22 protein-coding genes are annotated in these 24,351 nt (G+C 69.6%); 16 read left to right on the forward strand and 6 right to left on the reverse strand.

Going from position 1 to position 24,351, the window contains the following annotated elements; translation table 11 throughout:
- Positions 1-7 precede the first annotated feature (7 nt).
- The 4 genes from AC1RL8_RS10675 to AC1RL8_RS10690 are packed head-to-tail and all read left to right on the forward strand — an operon-like array spanning position 8 to position 3,028.
- Positions 8-1,165, forward strand: coding sequence for an ABC transporter permease (locus AC1RL8_RS10675; RefSeq protein WP_492685259.1), 1,158 nt, complete (start codon positions 8-10; stop codon positions 1,163-1,165).
- The gene (locus AC1RL8_RS10680; RefSeq protein ID WP_095744800.1) at positions 1,162-1,440 is read left to right on the forward strand and encodes an acyl carrier protein; all 279 of its coding nucleotides are present in this window, start codon (positions 1,162-1,164) and stop codon (positions 1,438-1,440) included. The genes AC1RL8_RS10675 and AC1RL8_RS10680 overlap by 4 nt, the downstream gene beginning before the upstream one ends.
- A complete protein-coding gene (locus AC1RL8_RS10685) occupies positions 1,437-2,510 on the forward strand; it encodes a beta-ketoacyl synthase N-terminal-like domain-containing protein (protein ID WP_492685260.1) in 1,074 nt (357 codons plus the stop codon). The genes AC1RL8_RS10680 and AC1RL8_RS10685 overlap by 4 nt, the downstream gene beginning before the upstream one ends.
- On the forward strand, positions 2,507-3,028 hold the full coding sequence (locus AC1RL8_RS10690; RefSeq protein WP_492685261.1) for a hypothetical protein: 522 nt from the start codon (positions 2,507-2,509) through the stop codon (positions 3,026-3,028). The genes AC1RL8_RS10685 and AC1RL8_RS10690 overlap by 4 nt, the downstream gene beginning before the upstream one ends.
- On the opposite strand, the gene AC1RL8_RS10695 is transcribed toward AC1RL8_RS10690, so the two are convergent.
- The 5 genes from AC1RL8_RS10695 to AC1RL8_RS10715 form a co-directional block, all read right to left on the reverse strand.
- On the reverse strand, positions 3,007-3,627 hold the full coding sequence (locus AC1RL8_RS10695; protein WP_492685262.1) for an HD domain-containing protein: 621 nt from the start codon (positions 3,625-3,627) through the stop codon (positions 3,007-3,009). The two genes, AC1RL8_RS10690 and AC1RL8_RS10695, sit on opposite strands and share 22 nt — an antisense overlap.
- Positions 3,628-3,632: 5 nt before the next feature.
- The gene (gene mltB, locus AC1RL8_RS10700) at positions 3,633-4,736 is read right to left on the reverse strand and encodes a lytic murein transglycosylase B (RefSeq protein ID WP_492685263.1); all 1,104 of its coding nucleotides are present in this window, start codon (positions 4,734-4,736) and stop codon (positions 3,633-3,635) included.
- A gap of 65 nt (positions 4,737-4,801) precedes the next feature.
- On the reverse strand, positions 4,802-6,832 hold the full coding sequence (locus tag AC1RL8_RS10705; protein ID WP_492685264.1) for a transglutaminase TgpA family protein: 2,031 nt from the start codon (positions 6,830-6,832) through the stop codon (positions 4,802-4,804).
- Positions 6,833-6,845: 13 nt separating this feature from the next.
- Positions 6,846-7,826, reverse strand: coding sequence for a DUF58 domain-containing protein (locus AC1RL8_RS10710; RefSeq protein ID WP_492685265.1), 981 nt, complete (start codon positions 7,824-7,826; stop codon positions 6,846-6,848).
- Positions 7,823-8,743, reverse strand: a complete 921-nt coding sequence (locus AC1RL8_RS10715; RefSeq protein WP_492685266.1) for an AAA family ATPase — start codon at positions 8,741-8,743, stop codon at positions 7,823-7,825. The genes AC1RL8_RS10710 and AC1RL8_RS10715 overlap by 4 nt, the downstream gene beginning before the upstream one ends.
- A gap of 89 nt (positions 8,744-8,832) precedes the next feature.
- On the opposite strand from AC1RL8_RS10715, the gene AC1RL8_RS10720 reads away from it, so the two are divergent.
- From AC1RL8_RS10720 to cydX, 12 genes are all read left to right on the forward strand, one after another.
- The gene (locus AC1RL8_RS10720; protein ID WP_062482261.1) at positions 8,833-9,786 is read left to right on the forward strand and encodes a histone deacetylase family protein; all 954 of its coding nucleotides are present in this window, start codon (positions 8,833-8,835) and stop codon (positions 9,784-9,786) included.
- Between the two features lie 39 nt (positions 9,787-9,825).
- Positions 9,826-11,115: a mechanosensitive ion channel family protein gene (locus tag AC1RL8_RS10725; protein WP_492685267.1), complete on the forward strand. Its 1,290-nt coding sequence runs from the start codon at positions 9,826-9,828 to the stop codon at positions 11,113-11,115.
- A gap of 137 nt (positions 11,116-11,252) precedes the next feature.
- A complete protein-coding gene (locus tag AC1RL8_RS10730; RefSeq protein WP_307694090.1) occupies positions 11,253-12,002 on the forward strand; it encodes an electron transfer flavoprotein subunit beta/FixA family protein in 750 nt (249 codons plus the stop codon).
- A 13-nt stretch (positions 12,003-12,015) separates the two neighbouring features.
- On the forward strand, positions 12,016-12,948 hold the full coding sequence (locus tag AC1RL8_RS10735) for an electron transfer flavoprotein subunit alpha/FixB family protein (protein ID WP_095744806.1): 933 nt from the start codon (positions 12,016-12,018) through the stop codon (positions 12,946-12,948).
- A gap of 86 nt (positions 12,949-13,034) precedes the next feature.
- Positions 13,035-14,825 (forward strand): acyl-CoA dehydrogenase, encoded by a 1,791-nt coding sequence (locus AC1RL8_RS10740; RefSeq protein WP_492685268.1) that lies wholly within the window; start codon positions 13,035-13,037, stop codon positions 14,823-14,825.
- A gap of 80 nt (positions 14,826-14,905) precedes the next feature.
- Positions 14,906-15,868: an NAD(P)H-dependent flavin oxidoreductase gene (locus AC1RL8_RS10745; protein ID WP_062482679.1), complete on the forward strand. Its 963-nt coding sequence runs from the start codon at positions 14,906-14,908 to the stop codon at positions 15,866-15,868.
- 74 nt (positions 15,869-15,942) lie between these two features.
- Positions 15,943-17,037 carry an acyltransferase family protein gene (locus AC1RL8_RS10750; protein WP_062482677.1) on the forward strand — a complete coding sequence of 365 codons (1,095 nt, stop codon included), beginning with the start codon at positions 15,943-15,945 and terminating at the stop codon, positions 17,035-17,037.
- A gap of 156 nt (positions 17,038-17,193) precedes the next feature.
- Positions 17,194-18,891, forward strand: a complete 1,698-nt coding sequence (gene cydD, locus AC1RL8_RS10755; protein ID WP_492685269.1) for a thiol reductant ABC exporter subunit CydD — start codon at positions 17,194-17,196, stop codon at positions 18,889-18,891.
- On the forward strand, positions 18,888-20,600 hold the full coding sequence (gene cydC, locus AC1RL8_RS10760) for a thiol reductant ABC exporter subunit CydC (RefSeq protein WP_492685270.1): 1,713 nt from the start codon (positions 18,888-18,890) through the stop codon (positions 20,598-20,600). The genes cydD and cydC overlap by 4 nt, the downstream gene beginning before the upstream one ends.
- 52 nt (positions 20,601-20,652) lie before the next feature.
- A complete protein-coding gene (locus AC1RL8_RS10765) occupies positions 20,653-22,272 on the forward strand; it encodes a cytochrome ubiquinol oxidase subunit I (protein ID WP_095744809.1) in 1,620 nt (539 codons plus the stop codon).
- Positions 22,269-23,423 (forward strand): cytochrome d ubiquinol oxidase subunit II, encoded by a 1,155-nt coding sequence (cydB, locus tag AC1RL8_RS10770; RefSeq protein ID WP_492685271.1) that lies wholly within the window; start codon positions 22,269-22,271, stop codon positions 23,421-23,423. The genes AC1RL8_RS10765 and cydB overlap by 4 nt, the downstream gene beginning before the upstream one ends.
- An 18-nt stretch (positions 23,424-23,441) precedes the next feature.
- Positions 23,442-23,591, forward strand: coding sequence for a cytochrome bd-I oxidase subunit CydX (gene cydX, locus AC1RL8_RS10775; RefSeq protein WP_492685272.1), 150 nt, complete (start codon positions 23,442-23,444; stop codon positions 23,589-23,591).
- 51 nt (positions 23,592-23,642) lie between these two features.
- Here the strand turns inward: cydX and AC1RL8_RS10780 are convergent, their stop codons facing one another.
- Positions 23,643-24,233 carry a GbsR/MarR family transcriptional regulator gene (locus AC1RL8_RS10780; protein ID WP_307694085.1) on the reverse strand — a complete coding sequence of 197 codons (591 nt, stop codon included), beginning with the start codon at positions 24,231-24,233 and terminating at the stop codon, positions 23,643-23,645.
- Between the last annotated feature and the right edge of the window lie 118 nt (positions 24,234-24,351).

Genomic DNA, 24,351 nt, shown 5'->3' on the forward strand with positions numbered 1-24,351 from the left:
GAACGCCATGCTCCTAGCGCTCATCAAGAAAGAACTGCTGGCCCTTGTGCGCGACATGCACGGGCTGGCCGTGCTGTTCGTGATGCCGATGGTGTTCATCGTGCTGATGTCGCTCACGCTGAAAGACATCTACCGCCCGCCGCTGGCCGAGCTGAGCTACGCGGTCGATGCGCGCGACAGCGGCACGCCCGCCAGGTGGCTGTTGCAGATCTGGCAGCGCAGCCACGGTGCGCCGCAGCCGCTGGGCAGCGACTGGCAGGCGCGGCTGCGCAGCGGCACGCTCAAGTACGTGATCGTGCTGGAGCCCGGCCTGTCGGACGAACTGGAATCGGCCGCGCTTTCCACGCGCGCCCACATCCGCCTGCTGGCCGAGCCCGGCATCGACGCCAACCTGTTCAACGCGCTGCGCGCCGAACTCATCGGCGCCTCGGGCGAACTCAAGGCGCGGCTCGCGCTGGCGGTGCCCGGCACGGCCAGCCCCGCGCCCGAGGCGTCCATCCAGGCGATGGTGCAGGCCGAGCGCTTTGCCACCGCCGGCCCGCGGCCCACGTCGGTGCAGCAGAACGTGCCGGCCTGGCTGGTGTTCGGCATGTTCTTCGTGGTGGCCTCGCTGTCCAGCCTGTTCGTGCAGGAGCGCGGCTCGGGCGCGCTCGGCCGGCTGCAGAGCCTGGGCGTGTCGCGTTCGATGCTGCTCGCTTCCAAGGCCTTGCCGTATCTCGGCGTGAACGCGCTGCAGGCGCTGCTGATGCTGGCGGCGGGCATCTGGTTCATGCCGCTGCTCGGCGGCGATGCGCTCTCGCTCGTGGGCATCCACTGGGGCGGCCTGCTGCTGTCGCTGGCGGCCGTGAGCCTGGCGGCGGTGAGCCTGTCGCTGGCGGTGGCCTGCCTGGTGAAGAGCCATGCGCAGGCCGCCACGCTCGGGCCGATGGTGAATGTGCTGATGGCGGCGGCGGGCGGCATCATGGTTCCCAAGTTCGTCATGCCGGGCTTCATGCAGCGCATGGTCGAAATCTCTCCCATGAACTGGGGGCTCGAAGCGCTGCTCACCGTGCTGCTGCGCGGCGGCGGCGTGGCCGAGGTGCTGCCGCAGGTCGGCCGACTGGTGGCGTTCGCGGCCCTCATGTTCTTCGTGGCTGTCTTTCTGTTTCGCAGGCGCGCACCGTGACGAGCACCGTTTCTTCTCCTGAATTCATCGCCCGCCTCAAGGCCCTCGTGCTGGAGGCCGTCGAAAAAGACGCGCCGCCCGGCGGCCTCGGCGACGACGAGCCGCTGTTCGGCCCCGAGGCGCGCCTGGACCTCGACTCGCTCGACGCGCTGCAGGTGTCGATGGCGATCCAGCAGCACTTCGGCCTGCGCATGCCTGACAGCAAGGACACGCGCCGCGCCATGACCTCGATCGCGCACCTGGCGGAACACCTGGTGCAAGCGGGCAAGGGATGAGTCCTGTGTACCTGGCCGGCATGGGGCTGGCCTGCGTGCTTGGCGACGATGTGCCGTCGGCGCTCGCGGCACTGCGGCGCGGCGGCGTGCCGCCCACGCCGGTGACGGTGGCCGAGGGCCTGCAGTGGCCGGTCTACACGCTGCCCGTGCCGCCCGGTGACTGGGCGCAGCGCGTGCAGCACACGGTGCGCCGCGTGGTCGCACAGACCGGCGACGGGCTGGACCGGCAGGGGCCGCTGTTCGTGGCGTCGTCGTCGCTCGACATCGGGGCCATGGAGCATGCGCAGCACGACGCGCGGCTCAGCGGCGACCTGCAGGATTTCGCCGACATCGCCGCCGCCGCGCTCGACTGGCAAGGCCCGGTCTTTACCGTCTCGACCGCCTGCACCTCGGCGCTCAACGCGATGCTGGCGGCGGCCGACATGGTGCGCGCGGGCGAGGCCCGCGAGGCTTTGGTGATTGGCGCCGAGCTCGACAACCGCTTCACCGTGGCCGGCTTCGGCGCGATGCAGCTGCTGGCGCCCGACAGCGCGCGGCCCTTCGGCGCGGGACGCCAGGGGCTGGTGCTCGGCGAAGCGGTGGCGGCGCTGCGGCTCCGATCACAACCCGCGCGCTGGGCGCTGCTGGGCGGCGCCAACGTGGTCGACGGCCGCAACCCCTCGGGCACCGAGGCGAGCGCGGTGCGCGCGATGTGCCGCGACACGCTGGCGCGCAGCGGCCTGCAGCCCGCGGACATCGACCTCATCAAGGTGCAGGCCGCCGGCAGCCCGGTCAACGACGCGATCGAGGTCGAGGCGCTGCGGCAGGTGTTCGCGCCGCTGCCGCCGCTGGTGTCGCTCAAGTCGGCGATCGGCCACACGCTCGGCGCGGCCGGGGCGGCGGAGCTGGCTCTGCTGGTCGGCTGCATCGAAGGCGGCGCCTGGCCGTCGGTCGGCTACGCGCTGGACGAGACGCTGGGCATCGCGCTGAGCGACAGGCCGCCGGCACGGCTGCGCCACATCCTGCTCAACGTGGTGGGCTTCGGCGGCGGGCATGCGTCGCTGGTGCTCAAGGATTGCAACGCCGCATGAGCCACGCTGCAACCCCCTGGCGCACCGTCGCCCATGTCGTGGCGCATCCGCCGCCCGACGACTGGCGCGACGCGCTGGCGACCCGCCTGGGCCGCCGGCCGCGCCGCGTCGGCCTGTGGACCGAGCTGGCGATGTACGGCGCGCTGCGTTGCCTCGACGCGGCCGGCGAAGCCGCGCTGCCGGCGGGCGCGCGCCTGCGCGTGACCAGCCGGCGCGGCGCGTGGGAGGCCACGCGCGCGGGGCTGGCGCAGCTCGACGCGGGCCTGCCGATGCCCTTCACCTTCATGCAGGGCCAGCCCGCGCTGATGCTGGCCGAGGTCGGCCGCAGCCTCGACTGGCAGGGCGATGCGAGCTTCATGCTGTGCCGCGATCTCGCGCGGCCGCTGGCGCTGTCGCAGCTCGGTGCGGGGCGTGACGGGCTGTTGTTCGGGGTGGTGGAGGAGACGTTCGGCGACGTGCCGCCGCGCTCCGAATGGTGGCGGCTGGTGCCGACGGTTCAGCCCGCGATCGAGCGCTGAAGGTTCTCGCGCGCCCGCGCTTCGAGCAGGGCGTGCATGCGCGGCGTGGCGTAGATTGCCGGGCGGTCGAGAAAGCGCTGGAGGATCGCGCGCCGGCGCGGCAGGCGAATCTCCTCGGGAACGAAACCGTATTCCGCGTGCACCTGGCGCTCGTACTCGTCGAAGCGTGCACGTTCGGCGCCGAGGATCGACAGGTCGATGTCGATCAGCAGCTCGGCGTCGCGGCCCTCCGGCACGGCGTCGTGGCGCGTGGCCATGACGAGCGCGTGGACGCGCTCGGCCGACGCATCGCTCGCGCCGGCGGCCTGCAACGCCTGCCGCGCCCAGTCGGCGCTGCGGGCTTCGTTGTCGTGCGCATGCACGTCGTAGATCGCGTCGTGGAACCACAAGGCCAGCGCCACCTCGCCGGGGTGTTCGGCCAATGCCTGTTCCCGGTCGAACCACGCGAGGCATTCGCCCAGGTGCTGCATCGTGTGGTAGTGGCGCTGCGGCTCGCCGTAGCGGCGTTGCAGTTCGAGCCGCAACGCGTCGTCGGGCGCGGCAACGCCCAGCGCGTGCCAGGCGGCGGTCCAGTTCGCGTGCAGCGCCTGCGGTGTCATCGCGGTTACTGCTCCATCGCGGCCTTGACCTCCTGGCCGAGGTCGAGCACCGACATCGCGTAGTAGCTGCTCCAGTTGTAGCGCGTGATCACGTAGAAGTTGCGCGTGCCGGCGACGTAGGTCGGCGGCGCATCGAGGCCGTTCTGCAGCTCGATGAGCGCCAGCAGGCCCTTGTGCTTCAGGCCTTCGCCCTCGGGCACGGCACCTGCGGCCACGAAGCTGTCGGCGCTGAAGGTCGGCAGGATGTCGGGTGCCAGCAGCAGCGCCTTCTTCAGGCGCGCTTCCTCGAAGTGCACCGGGTAGATCGACGGCATGCCGGGCGTCCAGCCGAAGCCCTTGAAGTAGCTCGCCACCGAGCCGATCACGTCGACCGGGTTGTTCACGAGGTCGATGCGGCCGTCGCCGTCGAAGTCGACCGCGTACTTGGCGATGCTGCTGGGCATGAACTGCGGCATGCCCATGGCGCCGGCGTAGCTGCCCACGGGCGTGAGCGGGTCGTCGGCGGTGCGGCTTTCGGTGCTCAAAAAGCTTTCGAGCTCGCCGCGGAAGAAGGCGATGCGCTCGGCCGCGCGCGGGTGGCCCTGCGGGAAGTCGAAGGACAGCGTGGCCAGCGCGTCGATCACGCGGAAGTTGCCCATGTTGCGGCCGTAGATGGTCTCGACGCCGACGATGCCGACGATGATTTCCGGCGGCACGCCGTAGGTGGCCTCGGCGCGCGCGAGCGTGTCGGCGTTGGCGCGCCAGAAGCGCACGCCGGCCGCGATGCGCACCGGGTCGATGAAGCGGCTGCGGTAGGTCTGCCAGTTCTTCACGGTGCCGACGGGGCCCGGCAGCATCAGGCGCGGCACGTTGGGCAGGAAGCGCGCGGCACCGATGGTGGCGCGCACCCAGTCGCGGTCGAGGTTGCGGCGCTGGGCGACGTCGTCGGCGAACGCCATGGCGTCGTCGCGCGTGGCGTAGGGGGTGCTGCCACGCACCGGCGTGACGGCGGGGCGGCCATTGGCCTGGGGCTTCTGGGCCAGGGCGCCCGTGGGCCAGGCGACGCAGGCGGCGAGGAGGGCGGTGGCGGCCACTGCGGCGCGCAAGGGCGTGGGGAAGGCGTGTGACATGGGCACGATTGTGCCGCCCGTGCGCATGCGCACTTTCGGGGGACACATGTGGTTGCAGCCGCGCGTCAGGCGCGCGGCGGCGTGGGCGGCCAGGGCAGCCGGCGGAACTCGGCGCGCAGCGCGGCGAGCGAGGCCGATGGGCCGGACGCGGCGGGTGCGTAGCGCTGGGCTTCGAGCTTCAGCAGCCAGTCGCGCACGGCCTGCGCGGCGGGCCCGAAGCGGGCGTCGGCGGCCTGGGCCATCTGGCGTGGCGGCGTCGTCTCGGGCAGCGGCAGGCCGGCCTTGGCCAGGCGCGCGCGGGCCCGGCCCAGCAGGCGCAGCCACGGGTCGTGTCGGCTGCGCTCCCACAGTGTCCAGCCGGCGCCGGCCAGGCTCGCGGCCACCAGCAGGTACAGCAGCACGTAGCCCAGGTCTTCCAGGCTCGGGGCGTTGAAGCCGAGGGTCTTGAGCAGGTCGAGTTGGCGGCTCTGCGTGTAGTTGAGCACCCACTGGTTCCAGCCGTTGTTCACGGCCTCCCAGGCGGCGCGCAGGTTCTGTACCAGCGTCGGGCTCATGACGCCGATGGCGCCGGCCAGCAGGCCGGGCTGCGGCGTGAGGCGCTGGAACTGCCCGATGCGCCCCGGCGCGACCGAGCCGGTCGGGTCGACGCGCACCCAGCCCGCGCCTTCTTGCCAGACCTCGGCCCAGGCGTGCGCGTCGCTCTGGCGCACCACCCAGTAGTTGTCGACGTTGTTGAGCTCGCCGCCCTGGTAGCCGGTGACGATGCGTGCCGGAATCTGCAGGTGGCGCATGAGCACCACAAAGGCCGAGGCGATGTGTTCGCAGAAACCTTCCTTGCGGTCGAACCAGAATTCGTCGGCGGTCTCGTTGCCGTACACGCCGGGCTCCAGCGTGTAGGTGTAGCCGCCGGTGCGCAGACGTTGCAGCGCGGCCTGCACGAAGGCCTGTGCATCGGCGCCGGCCAGCGTGGGGTCGGCGCGCATCTGGGCGGCGAGTGCGGCGGTGCGTGGGTTGCTGCCGGCCGGAAGCACCAAGTAGGGCTGGAGCCGGCCACCGGTGCGCACGATCGGGCCGCTCTGGAACTGTGGATGGCTCTCGGCGCGGTAGCGCACGAGGTCGGTGATCGGCCGGTTCACGAACCACTGCAGGTCGGGTGTGCCGGTGACCTCGTAGCCGGGCACCTCGGGCGCACGTGGCGCGGCGTCGAGCGTGAGCAGCCACGGGCGCTGGCTGGCCTCGAGCGTGACCTCGTAGCGCACCGACTCGCCGCGCGTGCGCAGGTTCGACACCGACTGCCCGCTGCGCGCCCAGGTCGGCAGTGCCGTCCATTCGCGGCCGTCGAACTGCGCCAGCACGGGGCCGCGGAAGTACAGCTGGCTCTGCGGCGGCGCGCGGTTGTCGTCGAACTTGATGCGCGCCGCGATGCTCCCGTCGAGCGCCAGCTCGGCGATGGTGCCGACCCGCATCGTGTTCGACAGGCCGCTGCGCCCGGCCATGGCGTCGCCGGGCGTGCCCCACAGCGGCGCGAAGCGCGGGAACAGCAGGAACAGCGCGAGCATCACCGGCGCGCCCGCCAGTGCCATCCAGCCGGCCATGCGCGCGGCCTGCATCAGCGGCGGCCGGCCCACCGGCATGTGGGCGTTGACCAGTGCAGTGAGCAGGCCCAGGAGCGCCAGCAGCATGGTGAAGGCGGTGAGCAGCGACTGCGAATAGAAGAAGTTCGTGAGCATCGCGAAGAAGCCCAGGAAGAAGACCACGAAGGCGTCGCGCCGGGCGCGCAGCTCCAGCGTCTTGAGCGCCAGCAGGCACACGACCAGCGTGACACCCGCGTCGCGGCCCAGCAGCGTGCGGTGGGTGGCGTAGGTGGCGGCCAGCGCCAGCGTCAGCAGCGCGATGCGCCACCACTTGCTGGGCAGCGGGCGCGCCTGCACCGCCAGCGAGGCGCGCCACAGCAGCACCATGGCGGTGATGGCCGAGCACCACCAGGGCAGCTCGTTCACCTGCGGCAGCAGGATGAGGCCGATGACGCACAGCAGGAACAGCGTGTCCCGTGCGTCCCTCGGCAGCGCGGTGAGTTCGCGTACGACCCGGTTCATGCGGCGACCCCGTTCATGCGCACAGCGCCAGCGCCTCGAGGCATGCGCGCCGGTGCGCCTCGCCCTGCGACGGTTTCACCGTGCGGCCGGCGACGCGCACGCCATAGTCCACGCCCAGCCGGTCGGCCATCAGCACCCAGGCGCACAGGCGCGACAGGCGGGCCTCGATGTCAGGCAGTGCGGCGGCGTGCGCGTCGAGCCAGAGTTCTTCGCGCTGCGTGTGCTGCGTGTCGCGGCTCACGAGGTCTTCGGAGCCGTTGGCCTGCGCGCGGGCGGCCCTCTTCCAGACCACGAGCTTGAGCGGATCGCCGCGCCGGTAGGCCCGCACGCCGTCGTATTCGCCGGCGTTCTGCGCCCGCATCGCGGCCGACGCGGCGGCGGGCCCCGAGAGCGGCTCGCCCGCCGGCAGCGGCGGCGGATGGGCCTCGGGCGTCGGGTACACGAGCAGCTGCGCGGCCGGGCGCCAGACCGTCCAGACGCGGAAGGTGCCGAGCGGAAAGCGCGTCTCGGCGGTCAGCGGCGGCACCGGGTGCAGGCCGCGCCGCTCGGGCTGGAAGGCGATCTCCACCGTGGCCGTGCCTTCGGCCGGCACGTCGGTCCAGGCCCACTGGCCGCTGCCGCGCACGGCCATGCCGATGCCGTAGCGCACGCTGCGCCGTTCGTTGTGCAGCACCACGCGCAGCACCGCCGCGGCGCCGGCGAACTGCGCCTCGGGCGGCACCATGCGCAGCGCCAGCCCGCGCAGCGTGGCGTGGCACACATGCATGCCCACCGCGACGCTGCCGGCCAGCAGGAAGGTCAGCAGGTAGCCCAGGTTGAGCTGGTAGTTGATCGACGCCACCAGCAGCACCAGCAGCGTGGCCGCCAGCGTCCAGCCGGCGCGCGTGGGCACGATGTAGACGTTGCGCTGGGTGAGTTCGAGCGTGTCCGACGGGGCCCGGCGCGAGAGGAACCAGCCGTCGATGCGCGAGCGCAGGACGCCGACAGGGCTCACGGCAGCGGCACCTCGGCGATCATGGCGCGCACCTGTTCGACGGCGCCGCGACCGGCATCGCCCACGGGCGTGAGGCGGTGCGCGATGGTCTGCGGCAGCACGGCCTGCACGTCGTCGGGCGCCACGTAGTTCCGGTTGGCCAGCAGCGCCTGCGCCTTGGCGGCGCGCAGCACGGCGATGCCCGCGCGCGGCGACAGGCCCTGCAGGAACCAGCGGCCCGAGCGGGTCGCGGCGATCAGGTCCTGCAGGTAGTTCAGCAGCGGCTCGGCCGCATGCACCTGCTGCACGCGCTGCTGCAGGGCGGTGAGTTCGCCGGCGGTCAGCATCGCGGGCAGGCCGGCGAGCATCTCGCGGCGGTCGGTGCCGGCCAGCAGCTGGCGCTCGGCCGCGCGGTCGGGGTAGCCCAGCGAGATGCGCATCAGGAAGCGGTCGAGCTGCGACTCGGGCAGCGCGAAGGTGCCGAGCTGGTCCTGCGGGTTCTGCGTGGCGATCACGAAGAAGGGCGAGGGCAGGGGGCGGGTCTCGCCCTCGACCGTGACCTGCTTTTCTTCCATCGCCTCGAGCAGTGCGCTCTGGGTCTTGGGGCTGGCGCGGTTGATCTCGTCGGCCAGCAGCACCTGCGCGAAGATCGGCCCGGGGTGGAACACGAAGGCCTGCTGGCCCCGGTCGTAGATCGCCACGCCCGACAGGTCGCCCGGCATCAGGTCGGCGGTGAACTGCACGCGCGAGAACTGCAGGCCGAAAGTGTGCGAGAGCGCATGGGCCAGGGTGGTCTTGCCGACCCCCGGCACGTCCTCGATCAGCAGGTGCCCGCCCGCCAGCAAACAGGCCACGCAGTCGCGCACCTGGGCCTCTTTGCCAACAATCACCGTGTTAAGCTGACTCAGCAAAGTGGCTAGCTTCGCAGCAACGTCCATATTTGTATCCATATGCAAACGATACCGTAAGACCTTGCGGCCCCATGCTGCGTGAGGTCTAGACGCGACGACACGAGACACGGCGAGAGATGGGCAAGACAGGCTACTTCACGCATCGCGACTTCTGGAAGCACGACATGGGCAACGGGCATCCCGAATGCCCCGAGCGGCTGGATGCCATCGAAGACCGGCTGCTGTTGACCGGCGTCGGCGACGCGCTGGCGCGGGGCGAGGTGCCCCTGGCCACGCTGGAACAGATCACTCGGGCCCACAGCCACGCGCATGTCGAACACCTCGAGGAACTGCAGCAGCGCCTCGTGGCCGACGCACCCGCCGGCGGCCCCGACCATGCGCAGGTCGACCCCGACACCGTACTGACCCGTTTCACCCTGCTGGCCGCGCGCCGCGCCGCGGGCGCCGCCGTGGCGGCCACCGACGCCGTGATGGCCGGCGAGATCGAGAACGCCTTCTGCCCCGTGCGTCCGCCGGGCCACCATGCCTGCCGCGAGCAGGCCATGGGCTTTTGCTTCTTCAACAACGTGGCCATCGCCGCGCGGCACGCGCTCGAGGTGCACGGCCTGGACCGCGTGGCCATCGTCGATTTCGACGTGCACCACGGCAACGGCACCGAGAACATCCTGTCGAACGACCCGCGCGTGCTGATGGTCGGGTTCTTCCAGCACCCGTTCTATCCGTACAGCGGCACCGAGCACCCGGCCTCGAACATGCTCAACCTGCCGATCCCGGCCTACACCAAGGGCATGGACGTGCGCGAGCTGGTCGAGGCGATCTGGATGCCCCGGCTCGAGGCCTTCAAGCCGCAGATGGTGTTCATCAGCGCCGGCTTCGACGCCCACCGCGAGGACGAGCTGGGTCAGCTCGGCCTCAACGAAAACGACTTCGCCTGGATTACCGGCCGCGTGCGCGATGTCGCCAAGCGCCATGCGCGCGGGCGCATCGTCTCGCTGCTCGAGGGCGGCTATCACCTGGACGCCCTGGCGCGCAGCGTGGAAGCGCACATCCGCGTGCTGGCGGACCTGTAACCCGGTTGGCGCCCGCGGGGCGCCCTGTTTCTTTCACCGATGAATTTCAATTTCGACGACTTCCTCCAGCGCCTGCGACAGGTCGACGCGCACGGCCTGGGCATCGAACTCGCCGTGCTCGTGGCCTGCGTGGGCGTGGCATGGGCGGTGTGCAAATGGTTCGGGCGCGACCAGCCCAAGGATTCGATCTGGTTCGGCGAGCGCACCTTCGACGGCCTGCTGTTCCCGCTGCTCGCGCTGGTGCTCACCGGCATCGCGCGCCGCGTGGCGCTCGATGTTCTGCCCGTGGTGCTGGTGCTGCGCATCGCCGTGCCGGTGTTCCTGTCGCTGGCGGTCATCCGGCTGTTCGCTCGGGTGCTGCGGGCCGTGTTCCCTACCTCGAGCCTGGTGCGGCTGATCGAGCGCACCATCTCGTGGCTGGCCTGGATCGCCGCCGTGCTGTGGATCGTCGGGCTGCTGCCGCCGGTGCTGGCCGAACTGGACGACATCACGCTGGCCTTCGGCAAGACCCGCGTGAGCCTGCAGACCATCATCCAGGGCGCGCTGTCGGCCGGGCTGGTGCTGATGATCGCGCTGTGGATCTCCAGCACCATCGAAAAACGCATCCTGCGCGAGGCCGTGAGCGACCTGTCGATGCGCAAGGTGGCGTCGAATGCGGTGCGCGCCTTCCTGCTGCTGATCGGCCTCTTGTTCGCGTTGTCGGCAGTGGGGGTCGACCTCACGGCGCTGTCGGTGCTGGGCGGCGCGCTCGGCGTGGGCCTGGGCTTCGGCCTGCAGAAGCTGGCGGCCAACTACGTGAGCGGTTTCGTGATCCTGCTGGAGCGCTCGATCCGCATCGGCGACAACGTGAAGGTCGACACCTTCGAGGGCCGCATCACCGACATCAAGACGCGTTACACGCTCATCCGCGCGGGCAACGGGCGCGAGGCCATCGTGCCGAACGAATCGCTGATCACCGGCCGGGTCGAAAACCTGTCGCTGGCCGACCGCAAGTTCAACATCACGACCAACATCGTGGTCGGCTACGAGAGCGACGTGGCGCAGGTGCAGGGCATCCTGTGCGACGCCGCCAAGGCCCAGCCGCGCGTCATGACCGACCCGGCGCCCGTGGCCTACCTCGTCACCTTTGCGCCCGATGGCCTGGAGTTCATGCTGAACTTCTGGGTCGCCGACCCTGACAAGGGCAAGGACAACGTGCGCTCGGCCATCAACATCGCCATCCTCGAAGGGCTGCGCGCTGCCCGCATTGACATTCCCTATCCGCAGCGGGTGTTGCGAGTGGAATCTTTGCCGGCGGGAGTGGCCGCAGCGCCTCCCGCTGTTTTATAATCACGGAAAAGCACGATCGTTCTTTTTTTGAGCCCTCGAGGCCGACAAGAAGAATGGAGAGGCAGCCAAGGCCGGCGTCCTAAAATGGCAGGCTGCTCTCGAAGCCCCCCTTTTTGCAATCCAATGGAGTCAAGTCAATGAAGGTTCTTGTGCCTGTCAAACGGGTCGTCGATTACAACGTGAAGGTGCGCGTCAAGAGCGACGGCACCGGGGTGGACATTGCCAACGTCAAGATGAGCATGAACCCCTTCGACGAGATCGCTGTCGAAGAAGCGGTTCGGCTGAAGGAAAAGGGCATCGTGACCGAAGTCATCGCCGTCTCGTGCGGCGATGCCAAGTGCCAGGAAACCCTGCGCACCGCCATGGCCATCGGTGCCGATCGCGGCATCCTGGTCGAGACCGCTGAAGAGCTGCAGCCGCTGGCCGTGGCCAAGCTGCTCAAGGCGCTGGTCGACAAGGAACAACCGTCTCTCATCATCCTCGGCAAGCAAGCCATCGATGACGACGCCAATCAAACGGGCCAGATGCTGGCTGCTTTGGCCGACTTGCCCCAAGCCACCTTTGCCTCGAAGGTCGACCTGGCAGCCGACAAGGTCACCGTCGCACGCGAAGTCGACGGCGGCATGGAAACGCTGACGCTCACGCTGCCCGCGGTCATCACGACCGACCTGCGCCTGAACGAGCCGCGCTACGTGACGCTGCCCAACATCATGAAGGCCAAGAAGAAGCAGCTGGACACCTTCAAGCCGGAAGACCTGGGCGTGGACGTGAAGCCCCGCCTGAAGACCCTCAAGGTCAGCGAGCCCCCGAAGCGTGGCGCCGGCATCAAGGTGCCCGACGTTGCCACCCTGGTGGACAAGCTCAAGAACGAAGCCAAAGTGATCTGAGGAAGAAACGAACATGACCGCACTCGTCATTGCCGAACACGACCACGCCAGCATCAAGCCGGCCACCCTCAACACCGTGACTGCAGCCCTGGCTTGCGGTGGCGACGTCCACATCCTCGTGGCCGGTGCCAACGCAGCAGAAGCCGCCAAGGCCGCCGCGCAGATCGCCGGCGTGTCCAAGGTGATCGCTGCCGACAGCGCATCGCTGGCCGAGAACCTCGCCGAGAACGTCGCAGCCCAGGTGCTCGCGATCGCCGGCAACTACAGCCACATCCTGTTCCCCTCGACCGCCAACGGCAAGAACGTCGCACCGCGCGTGGCCGCCAAGCTCGACGTGGCGCAGATCAGCGACATCACGAAGGTCGACAGCCCGGATACGTTCGAGCGTCCGATCTACGCCGGCAACGCCATCGCCACCGTGCAGAGCACCGACGCCACAAAGGTGATCACCGTGCGCACGACCGGCTTCGACGCAGCAGCCGCCACCGGTGGCAGCGCCACCGTTGAAACCGCTGAAGGCGTCGCCGACAGCGGCAAGAGCGCCTTCGTGGGCCGTGAAGTCACCAAGAGTGACCGCCCCGAACTGACCGCCGCCAAGATCATCGTCTCGGGTGGCCGAGCCCTGGGCAGCGCCGAGAAGTTCAACGAAGTGATGACGCCGCTGGCCGACAAGCTCAACGCCGGCCTCGGTGCCAGCCGCGCTGCGGTGGACGCAGGCTACGCCCCGAACGACTGGCAAGTGGGCCAGACCGGCAAGATCGTCGCGCCGCAGCTGTACATCGCCGCGGGCATCTCGGGCGCCATCCAGCACTTGGCCGGCATGAAGGACTCGAAGGTCATCGTCGCGATCAACAAGGACGAAGAAGCCCCGATCTTCTCGGTGGCCGACTACGGCCTCGTGGCCGACCTGTTCACGGCCGTGCCGGAACTCGTGAAGGCGCTCTGATCGCTTCAACGCATTGAGCCAGAAGGCATCGTTCGCGATGCCTTTTTTACATCTGCCGCTCCCACCGCGGCTCCTGGAGAGAAGACATGAGCTACACCGCCCCCCTCAAGGACATGCTGTTCGACATCGAACACCTGGCCAACATCGGCGAGATCGCCAAGCTGCCCGGCTTCGAAGACGCCGGCCTCGAAACCGCACAGGCCGTGCTCGAAGAGTGCGCGCGCTTCAACCAGGACGTGGTGGCGCCGCTGAACGTCGAAGGCGACCGCAACCCGTCGTCCTTCAAGGACGGCGAAGTCACCACCAGCAAGGGCTTCAAGGACGCCTTCGCACAGTACGTGTCGGGCGGCTGGCAGGGCCTGCAGCATCCGGCGGACTTCGGCGGCCAGGGCCTGCCCAAGACCATCGGCGCGGCCTGCGGCGAAATGCTCAACTCGGCCAACATGAGCTTCGCGCTGTGCCCGCTGCTGAGCGACGGCGCCATCGAGGCGTTGCTCACCGCCGGCTCCGACGAGCTCAAGGCCGTGTACCTCGAGAAGCTCGTGAGCGGCCAGTGGACCGGCACGATGAACCTCACCGAGCCGCAGGCCGGCAGCGACCTGGCCATGGTGCGCAGCCGCGCCGAGCCGCAGCCCGACGGCACCTACAAGGTGTTCGGCACCAAGATCTTCATCACCTACGGTGAGCACGACATGGCCGAGAACATCGTGCACCTCGTGCTGGCCCGCGTGACCGGCGCGCCCGAAGGCGTGAAGGGCATCAGCCTGTTCGTGGTGCCGAAGTTCATGGTCAACGCCGACGGTTCGCTCGGTGCGCGCAACGACGTGCACTGCGTGAGCATCGAGCACAAGATGGGCATCAAGGCCTCGCCGACCGCCGTGCTGCAGTACGGCGACCATGGTGGTGCCGTCGGCTACCTCGTGGGCCAGGAAAACCGCGGCCTCGAGTACATGTTCATCATGATGAACTCGGCCCGCTACGCCGTGGGCATGCAGGGCATCGCGATCGCCGAGCGCGCCTACCAGCACGCCGTCGCCTACGCCAAGGACCGCGTGCAGAGCCGCCCGGTCGATGGCTCGATCAACGCCAGCGCACCCATCATTCACCACCCGGACGTGAAGCGCATGCTGATGACGATGCGCGCCTACACCGAAGGCTGCCGCGCGATGGCCTCGGTGGCCGCCGCCGCCTACGACGCCGCGCACCACCATCCCGATGCCGACGCGCGCAAGCAGAACCAGGCCTTCTACGAATTCATGGTGCCGCTCGTGAAGGGCTACAGCACCGAGATGAGCCTCGAAGTGACCTCGCTGGGCGTGCAGGTGCACGGCGGCATGGGCTTCATCGAAGAGACGGGCGCGGCGCAGTACTACCGCGACGCGAAGATCCTCACGATCTACGAAGGCACCACCGCGATCCAGGCCAACGACCTCGTGGGCCGCAAGACCGCGCGCGACGGCGGCCAGACCGCCAAGGCGATTGCCGCGCAGATCGAGAAGACCGAGGCCGAGCTCGCCAAGAGCGACAGCGCTGCAGCCGCAGCCGTCCTCAAGCGCCTGACCGCTGCGCGCCTGGCGTTCATCGACGTGGTCGATTTCGTCGCGGGCCAGACCAAGGCCTCGCCCAACGCCGTGTTCTCGGGCAGCGTGCCGTACCTGATGCTGGCGGGCAACCTCGTGGCCGGCTGGCAGCTCGCGCGCTCGCTGATCGTGGCGCAGGACCAGGCCTCGCACAACGTGGACGTCGCCTTCATGCAGGCCAAGATCGCCACCGCGCGCTTCTACGCCGAGCACATTCTGAACAAGGTGCCGGGCGTTCGCGACAGCATCGTCGAAGGCGCCGAGAGCGTCACGGCGCTGGCGCTCGAGGCGTTCTGATGCACCCGCCGCTGTCGCCCATCTGACGGGCGGCAGCGGCCCCTTGCTCTTATAAAACCGAACCCCTTCCCGGAGACGACATGTCCAAGCTGCCTTCTGTCCTCGCGAACCTGCCGCTGCCGATCATCGGCTCGCCGCTGTTCATCATCAGCAACCCCAAGCTCGTGATCGCGCAATGCAAGGCCGGCGTGGTCGGCTCGATGCCGGCGCTCAACGCCCGCCCGGCTGCCCAGCTCGAAGAGTGGCTGATCGAGATCACCGAAGAGCTCGCGGCCTACAACAAGGCCAACCCGGACAAGCCGGCTGCGCCCTTCGCCATCAACCAGATCGTGCACAAGAGCAACGACCGCCTGGAGCACGACATGGAGATGGTCGTGAAGTACAAGGTGCCGATCGTGATCACCTCGCTGGGCGCGCGCACCGACGTGAACGACGCGGTGCACAGCTACGGCGGCGTGACGCTGCACGACATCATCAACAACAAGTTCGCGCAGAAGGCGATCGAGAAGGGCGCCGACGGCATCATCGCCGTGGCGGCCGGTGCCGGCGGCCATGCGGGCGTGAAGAGCCCGTTCGCGCTGGTGCAGGAAATCCGCCAGTGGTTCGACGGCCCGATCGCGCTGTCGGGCTCCATCGCCTCGGGCGGCGCGGTGCTCGCGGCGCAGGCCATGGGCGCCGACTTCGCCTACATCGGCACCGCCTTCATCGCGACCGAAGAAGCGCGCGCGAGCGAGGAGTACAAGCAGGCCATCGTGGACGGCAACTCGGACGACATCGTCTATTCGAGCCTGTTCACCGGCGTGCACGGCAACTACCTGGCCCCCAGCATCGTCAAGGCCGGCATGGACCCGGCCAACCTGCCCGAAGGCGACGTGACGACCATGAACTTCGGCGGCGGCGAAGGCAGCAAGGCCAAGGCCTGGAAAGACATCTGGGGCTCGGGGCAGGGCATCGGCGCGATCACCGAAGTGGCGAGCGCGGGCGCCTTCATCGAGAAGCTCAAGCGCGAATACCAGGAAGCACGACAGCGATTGGCACTTTGAACAGTTCGCACGCACCGGCCTCGACCTCCGCTGCGAGCGGTGGCGGCGGGGGCGTGCCCGCGCGGCAGGGGCGCATGCCGCTGCTCGACGTGGTCAAGGGCCTGGCCTGTGCGCTGATCGTCGGGCATCACCTGGCGCGCTACGGCCCGATGCCAGCCGGCGCGCAGGTGCTGGCGCCCGATTTCTTCGGCTGGCTCGCGAACGACGGCCGGCTCGCGGTGCAGGTCTTTCTCGTGATCGCCGGCTTTCTGGCCACGGCGAGCCTGGCGCCCGACGGCGTGCTGCGCGTGGACCGGCCGCTCTCGCGGATCTTCCAGCGCTACGGCCGGCTGGTCATGCCGTACCTGGCGGCGCTTACGGTGTGCGTGCTGGTGGCCGAGGTGGCGCGGCCATGGCTGGGTGAAGAGGTGGTGCCGGCAGAGCCGAGCCTCGGTCAGCTGCTGGCGCACGGGCTGCTGCTGCAGGACCTGCTGAACTACGAGTCGTTGTCGACCGGTGTCTGGTACGTGGCGATCGACTTCCAGCTCTTCGCGCTGGCGCTCGCACTGGTCGGGCTGCCCGCCGTGCTGCGACAACCCACTTCGGCCGCGCGCTGGGCGCCGGTGGCGCTGGTGTTCATCGTGGCCGTGGCGTCGCTCGCACTGTTCAACCGGCAGGCGCGGCTGGACGAAACGGCGTTCTATTTCTTCGGCGCCTACGGGCTCGGCATGCTGGCCTTCTGGGTCGGCCGCGCCACGCGCACCAGCACCTGGTGCAGCGCCGTTGCGCTGCTGGCGCTGGTGGGGGCGGGCGCGCTTGCCATCGACTGGCGCAGCCGCATCGCCATCGCGCTGGTGACCGCGCTGCTGATCGCGGTGGCGCAGCGCCGGCAGTGGCTGTCGCCCGCCCACTGGCCCGCGGCGGCCGTGCCGCTGCAGCAGCTGGGGCGCATTTCGTATTCGCTGTTCCTGATCCATTTCCCGGTGCTGCTCGCCGTGAACGCGCTGGTGGCGGGCCTGGGGCCGCATGGGCCATGGGTCGACCTGCTGGGCATGGTCGCGACCTTCGGCCTCTCGGTGGGCGCCGCGGTGCTGCTGTACCGCGGGGTCGAAGCCCGGCCGGCGTCGCTGCGCAGCGTCTGCACACTTTTTGCCGCATTGCTCGTCAGCGGCCTCATCGTGTCGTACTGAAGCGCGCCGCACCCGCTGCGGTGCGGCCCTTTTTCTTCCCATTCCTTTGCAAATCTGTTGCCTTCGGGCTTCAGAGCGGGCAGTCTGCGCGAACTGCCCCTGTTGTGTATGATTGTGAATCTTTCAGTAAATACTGAAAATACACAAACTCAAGGAATGACAGAACCATCGCCGCCACGATCGCCGTTGAAGGCTTTCACGTCGCCCGACATCGGCAGCGTGGTGCAAGGCGTCGCGGCGCTCGCTTGGTTGCCGCAGGCGGCGCTGCTGGCGATGGCAGTCCAGGGTCTGGCCAACGGCGAGGGCATGGCGGCCGTGCTGTGGCCGGCGGTGGGCATCCTCTTTCTCGGCCTGCTGCGCGCGGGCTGCGAAGCCTGGGGCGTACGCCGCACCTTCGGACGCGCGCGGGCGCAGCTGACGGCCTTGCGCGCGCAGACCGCAGCCGCATTGGCGGCCGGTTCACCGCTCGACCGCGAACGCGCGCCCTCCGGTCTCGCGGCCAGCGTGCTCGCCGAACAGGCCGAGGCGCTGGTGCCGTACCTCGTGCGCTACCAGCCCGCGCGCTGGCGCGCGACGGTGGTGCCGCTCTTCCTGCTCGCGGCCGTGGCGTGGTTCTCGTGGGCTGCGGCGCTGGTGCTGCTGGTGGCGGCGCCGCTGATTCCGATCTTCATGGCCATCGTCGGCTGGCGCGCCAAGGCGGCCAGCGAGGCGCAGATGGTCGAGATGGGCGGCATGAACGCCTTCCTGCTCGATCGCCTGCGCGGCCTGGCCACGCTGCGCGCGCTCGACGCGGTCGACGCCACGGCCGACCGGCTCGGCGCCTCCGCCCAGTCGTTGCGCCAGCGCACGATGGCGGTGCTGCGCATCGCGTTCCTGTCGTCCGCCGTGCTGGAGCTGTTCTCCGCGCTGGGCGTGGCGCTGGTCGCGGTCTACATCGGCTTTCATCTGCTGGGCTCGCTCGGTTTTGGCGCCTGGGGCCAGCAGCTCAGCCTGGGCCAAGGCCTGTTTGTGCTGTTGCTGGCGCCGGCCTTCTTCGAGCCGCTGCGCGAGCTGTCGGCGGTCTGGCACGACCGCGCGGCCGGCGAAGCGGCGCTGCAGGCGCTCGACGACCTGCAAGGCGGCGCGCTGCCGTTGCCCGGCGCGGGCGTCGCGGTCACGCGCGCAGCGACTGGCGTCGCTGGGGCAGGGGCCGCGCCGGCGGTGACGGTCCACGGGCTGCATTTCTCCTGGCCCGGCGAGTCGACGCCGCTCTTCGACGGGTATGAATTGCGCATCGGCGCCGGCGAGCATGTCGCGTTGGCCGGCCCGAGCGGATCGGGCAAGACCGCGCTGCTCTCGCTGCTGGCCGGGCTGATGCCGGCCGCACGCGGCGAGATCGCCATCGGTGGCGTGCCGCTCACCGAACACACGGCCGCCGCATTGCGCCAGCGCACGGCGTGGATGGGGCAGAAGCCCCACGTCTTCGCCGGTTCGGTCGAAGCCAACGTGGCGCTGGGCCGTGCCGACATCGGCGCGCCCGAGGTCGCCGAGGCGATGCGTTTCGCGGCGCTCGAGGACGTGGCGCAGGCCCATCCCGGCACCGCGCTGGGCGAGGGCGGCAGCGGCCTGTCGGGCGGCGAGGCCGTGCGGCTGGCGCTGGCGCGCGTCGCGGTGCATCCGCATGCCGACCTGATCCTGGCCGACGAGCCCACGGCCCACCTGGACACCGCCACCGCCGCGCGCGTGGCCGACGCACTGGTGGCGCTCGCCCGCGGCCGGACGCTGATCGTCTCGACCCACGATCCGGTGCTGGCCGCGCGCATGGACCGCACGGTGAGCCTCGGACCCGAGCCGCTGGTGGAGAAGGCCGCATGAGCAATCACGCGACCCGTTCCCCCCGCTGGCGCGACCTGCGCCTCGTGCTGCGTCCCTTCCTCGCGACCCAGCCGCGCGCCTTGCTGCTGGGCTGCCTGCTGGCCGCTGTCACCGTGCTCGCGGGCATGGCGCTGCTGGGCCTGTCGGGCTGGTTCATCACCGCGACCGCGCTCGCGGGCCTGCATGCGGCCACGGCCTTCACCTTCGATGTCTTCATGCCCTCGGCGGGCATCCGGCTGCTGGCGCTCGGGCGCACGGGGTCGCGCTACGGTGAGCGGCTGGTCACGCACGACGCCACCTTCGCCGTGCTCGCCGAACTGCGCGTGCGGCTGTTCCGAGGCTGGGCACGCCCCGAGGCCGCGCGCGACCTGCTGATGCGGCCGGCGCGGCTGCTGTTCCGGCTCACGTCCGACATCGACGCGCTCGAGTCGCTCTACCTGCGCCTGTTCGTGCCCGCCGCCGCAGCGTTGGGCGCGGCGCTGCTGGCGGGCATCGTGCTCGGCTTCATGCATGTGGGGATGGGCGTGGCGATCGCGCTCTGGCTCTGCGCCATCGGCTGGGGGCTGGCGTACCTCATCGCGCGGCGTGCGCGGCAACCGGCGCGGCAGCGCGCCCATGCCGTGGAGGCGCTGCGCGCGCGGGCTGTCGACCTGGTCGCGGGCCAGGCCGACCTCGCGATGGCGGGCCGGCTCGACGCCCAGCGCGCCGCGCTGATGAATGCCGACGCGCACCTCGCGCAGGCCGACCTCGCGCTGAACAAGCTCGAAGCCGCTGCTGGTTTCGCCTACGGCAGCGCGGGCACCTTGACGTTGGTCGGCGTGCTGCTGGCCGTGGGCGCGCTGGTGAGCGAAGGTGTCATCGGCGCCCCCGGCGCGGCGCTCGCGTTGCTGATCGTGCTCACCGCCACCGAGCCCTTCGCGGCGCTGCGACGTGGCGCGCTCGATGCGGGACGAACGTGGCTGGCCGTGCGCCGGTTGGCTCCACGTCTGGACCCGTCGGTGGAAGAGGGCGCGCGCCCCGCTCGCACTGCGCAGACGGCGGCCGTGCAGGTCGACCAACTCACCGTCATGCACCCCGGCAGCCTCGTCGAAGTGCTCGGCGGCGTGTCGCTGCACCTGAACGCCGGCGAACGCGTCGCGCTGGTCGGCGCCAGCGGCGCGGGCAAGTCCACGCTGCTTTCCGTGATCGCCGGCGACCTCACGCCGCGCGCCGGCCAGGTGCAGGCGCAGCCGGCCTGCCTGCTGACCCAGCGCACCGAACTTTTCCAGGACAGCCTGCGCGACAACCTGCGCCTGGCCGATCCGCAAGCGAGCGACGAGCGCCTCTGGTCCGTGCTGCACGCCGCCGGCCTCGATGCCGATGTGCGCGCGCTGGCCACCGGCCTCGACACGCGCCTGGGCGAAGGCGGCCTCGGCCTCTCGGGCGGGCAGTCGCGCCGGCTCGCGCTCGCGCGGCTGCTGCTGCGCCCGGTGCCTCTGTGGCTGCTCGACGAACCGACCGAGGCGCTCGACGCCGCCACCGCGCACGACGTGCTGCAGCGCCTGGCGCAAGAGGCCGGCGCGCGCACGCTGCTGATCGCCACGCACCTGCGCCGCGAAGCCGCGCTGGCCGACCGCCTCGTGTGCATGGCGCAGGGCCGCATCGTCGCAGACCTGCGCCGTGGCACCGATGCCTTCGAGGCCGCACTGCGCGGCCTGCGCCCCGATTGATGAGTTGACCGACCGAGCAACGAACGAACAGAGAACACATAAAGGAAGCCCCATGGACCTTGACATCGTCGCGCTCTCGCGCCTGCAGTTCGCCGTGACGGCGCTGTACCACTTCCTGTTCGTGCCGCTCACGCTCGGACTGTCGATCATCCTGGCCATCATGGAGACGGTCTACGTGATGACCGGGCGCGTCATCTGGCGCGACATGACCAAGTTCTGGGGCGTGCTGTTCGGCATCAACTTCGCGATGGGCGTGGCCACCGGCATCGTGATGGAGTTCCAGTTCGGCATGAACTGGAGCTACTACAGCCACTACGTCGGCGACATCTTCGGCGCGCCGCTGGCCATCGAAGGGCTCATGGCCTTCTTCATGGAAGCGACCTTCGTGGGCCTGTTCTTCTTCGGCTGGGACAAGCTCTCGAAGGTGGGCCACCTCACGGCCACCTGGGCCGTGGCCATCGGCTCCAACTTCTCGGCGCTGTGGATCCTCATTGCCAACGGCTGGATGCAGAACCCCGTGGGCGCGGCCTTCAACCCCGCGACCATGCGCATGGAGGTGACCGACTTCGCCGCCGTGCTGACCAACCCCGTGGCGCAGGCCAAGTTCGTGCACACCGTGTCGGCCGGCTATGTGTGCGCCGCGGTGTTCGTGCTCGGCGTGTCGGCGTGGTACCTGCTCAAGGGCCGCCACATCGAACTGGCCAAGCGCTCGATGACCGTGGCCGCGTCCTTCGGCCTGGCCGCCGCGCTGTCGGTGGCGGTGCTCGGCGACGAGAGCGGCTACCTCTCGGGCGAACACCAGAAGATGAAGCTGGCCGCCATCGAAGGCATGTGGGAGACGCAGCCCGCGCCCGCCGCCTTCACCGTGATCGGCTTCCCCGACCAGAAGGCGCGCGAGACGCACTACGCGATCCACATCCCGGCGGTGATGGGCCTCATCGGCACGCGCTCGCTCAACACCGTGATGCCCGGCATCGACGAGCTCGTGAAGCGCGCTGAGGCCCGCATCCGCGAGGGCCTGAAGGCCTACGACGCGCTGCAGAAGATCCGCGAGGCCGGCGGCACCGACAAGGTCACGCAGGGCGTGCGCGGCGACTTCGAGGACAACGGCATCAACATGGGCTACGCGCTGCTGCTCAAGCGCTACGTGGACGACCCGCGCCAGGCCACTGACGAGCAGATCGCCAAGGCTGCGTGGGACACCGTGCCGCAGGTGGCGCCGCTGTTCTGGCTGTTCCGCGTGATGGTGGGCATCGGCATGCTGCTGATCCTGCTGACCGGCACCTTCTTCGTGCTGTCGGCGCGCCGCGCGCTCGACCGCCACCGCTGGCTGCTGAAGGTGGCGGTGTGGGCGATTCCGCTGCCGTGGATCGCCATTGAATCCGGCTGGCTGGTGGCGGAGTTCGGCCGCCAGCCCTGGGTGATCGAAGGCGTGCTGCCGACCGCGGTGGCCGTGTCGAACCTGGGCGTGACAACGCTGCTGATCACGCTCGCGGGCTTCATCGCGATCTACACCACGCTGCTCATCATCGAGATGAAGCTGATGCTCAAGGCCATCCGCAAGGGGCCCGAGGTCGAGCATGCGCCCACCGAGGGCGATGCCCGCTCGCACATTCCGCCGGCGCGTGCCGCCACGTCTTCCTCTTCTGCCTCGACCGGGAGCGCCGCATGATCCTCCACACACTCCTCGACTACGACACCCTGCGCTTCATCTGGTGGCTGCTGATCGGCGTGCTGCTGGTCGGCTTCGCGGTGACCGACGGGTTCGACCTGGGCGCCGGCATGTTGCTGCCCTTTGCGGCGCGCAACGACATCGAACGGCGCGTGGTCATCAACAGCGTGGGCCCGGTGTGGGAGGGCAACCAGGTGTGGCTCATCCTGGGCGGCGGCGCCGTCTTTGCGGCCTGGCCGCAGCTGTACGCCGTGTCGTTCTCGGGCTTCTACCTGGCGATGTTCGTGATTTTGTCGGCGCTGATCTTGCGGCCGGTGGCCTTCAAGTTCCGCAGCAAGCGCGAGTCGCCGCAGTGGCGCGCGCGCTGGGACGGCGTGCTGTTCTTCAGCGGCTTCGTGCCCGCGCTGATCTGCGGCGTGGCTGTGGGCAACGTGCTGCAGGGCGTGCCGTTCCGCTTCGGCGCCGACATGCACATCTTCTACGACGGCAGCTTCTTCGGCCTGCTGAACCCCTTCGCCATCCTCTGCGGGCTGGTGTCGGTGGCGATGCTGGTGATGCACGGCGCGGCCTGGCTGCTGCTCAAGACCGCCGGCCCGGTGGCCGAGCGGGCGCGCAGCTACGGCATGGTCGCGGCCGTGCTCACGCTCGTGTTCTACGCGCTGGCCGGCGTGTGGCTGGCCATGGGCATCGGGGGCTTTCGCATCAGCAGCGTGGTCGACGCGGTGGGCCCGTCGAACCCGATGCTCAAGACCGTCGAACTGCATGCCGGTGCCTGGATGGGCAACTACGCGGCGCACCCCTGGACCATCGCCGCGCCGGCGGCGGGCTTCGTCGGCACGCTGGGCGCATTGCTCGGGCTGGTGCTGCGCCGGCCGGGGCTCGCGCTGCTCACGGCGGCACTGGGCATCGCCGGCATCATCCTGAGCGTGGGCGCGTCGATGTTCCCGTTCATCCTGCCGTCGTCGATCGACCCGCGCGCCAGCCTCACGGTGTGGGATTCGTCGTCGAGCCACCTGACGCTGTTCATCATGCTGGTGGTCACCGCGATCTTCATCCCGATCATCGTGGCCTACACCACCTGGGTCTACCACGTGCTGTGGGGCAAGGTCGACGAACAAGCCATCCGCGACGAGAGCGGACACGCCTACTGAAACGGGAAGGAAAAAGACATGTGGTACTTCGCCTGGATCCTCGGCCTGCCGCTGGCCGCCGCCTTCGCCGTGCTCAACGCCATGTGGTACGAGCTGATGGACGACGAGGCCATCCGAAAGGAAAAGCTCGGCATGCCGGAAACCCCGCAGGGGCAGGAACGGCTGTGAGGGCTGCGAAGGCGTAGCCCTTCGCCCGTTTCCTTCGCCTCGCGGCGCGACTCAGCTGTCGCCCGCGGGGCCTTTGCTCTTCTTCGACGCACCGCCCGTGAGGCGGTCCTTGAGCGTCAGCACCTTCGTCACCGTCGCGCCCATGCCCATGAGCTGCATCGCAGTCTCGGGCGCCAGCCGCTGCACGTCGTCGAACCACTTCATCAGCCGGTCGATCAGGTCGTGCATCTCGCGCATGCGGGCCTGCGCGTGGCGCTCGGCGTCGCTCGTGGGCGATTCGAGCAGCGCGTTGCGCAGCATCGAGAGCGTGGGCTCGATCTCGCGGCGCCGGCGCTCCTCGGCCAGCACGCGGAAGATTTCCCACACGTCCTTCGGCGCCTCGAAGTACTCGCGGCGGTCGCCCGCGTGGTGGCGCAGGTGCACGAGGCGCCAGGCCTGCAGCTCCTTCAAACCCATGCTCACGTTGGAGCGCGAGAACTCCAGCATCTCGGCGATCTCGTCGGCATTGAGCGCGCGCTCCGACAGGAAGATCAGCGCGTAGATCTGGCCGACGGTGCGGTTGATGCCCCACTTGCTGCCCATTTCGCCGAAGTGGGCGACGAACTGGCGGTTGAGGGGAGGGAGGTCGGGTGCGGAAGCCATGCGGCGGATTGTCGCGCCGGATTGCTGGACGTACGGAAGTTTCCGAAAACCCAGCAAGGCGGCGGGGTGCATGAATAACTAGTTTTGGTGATGGGTGAGAAACAAATTATTTACAAAA

The organism is Variovorax sp. GW822-FHT04E09 (assembly GCF_058800845.1).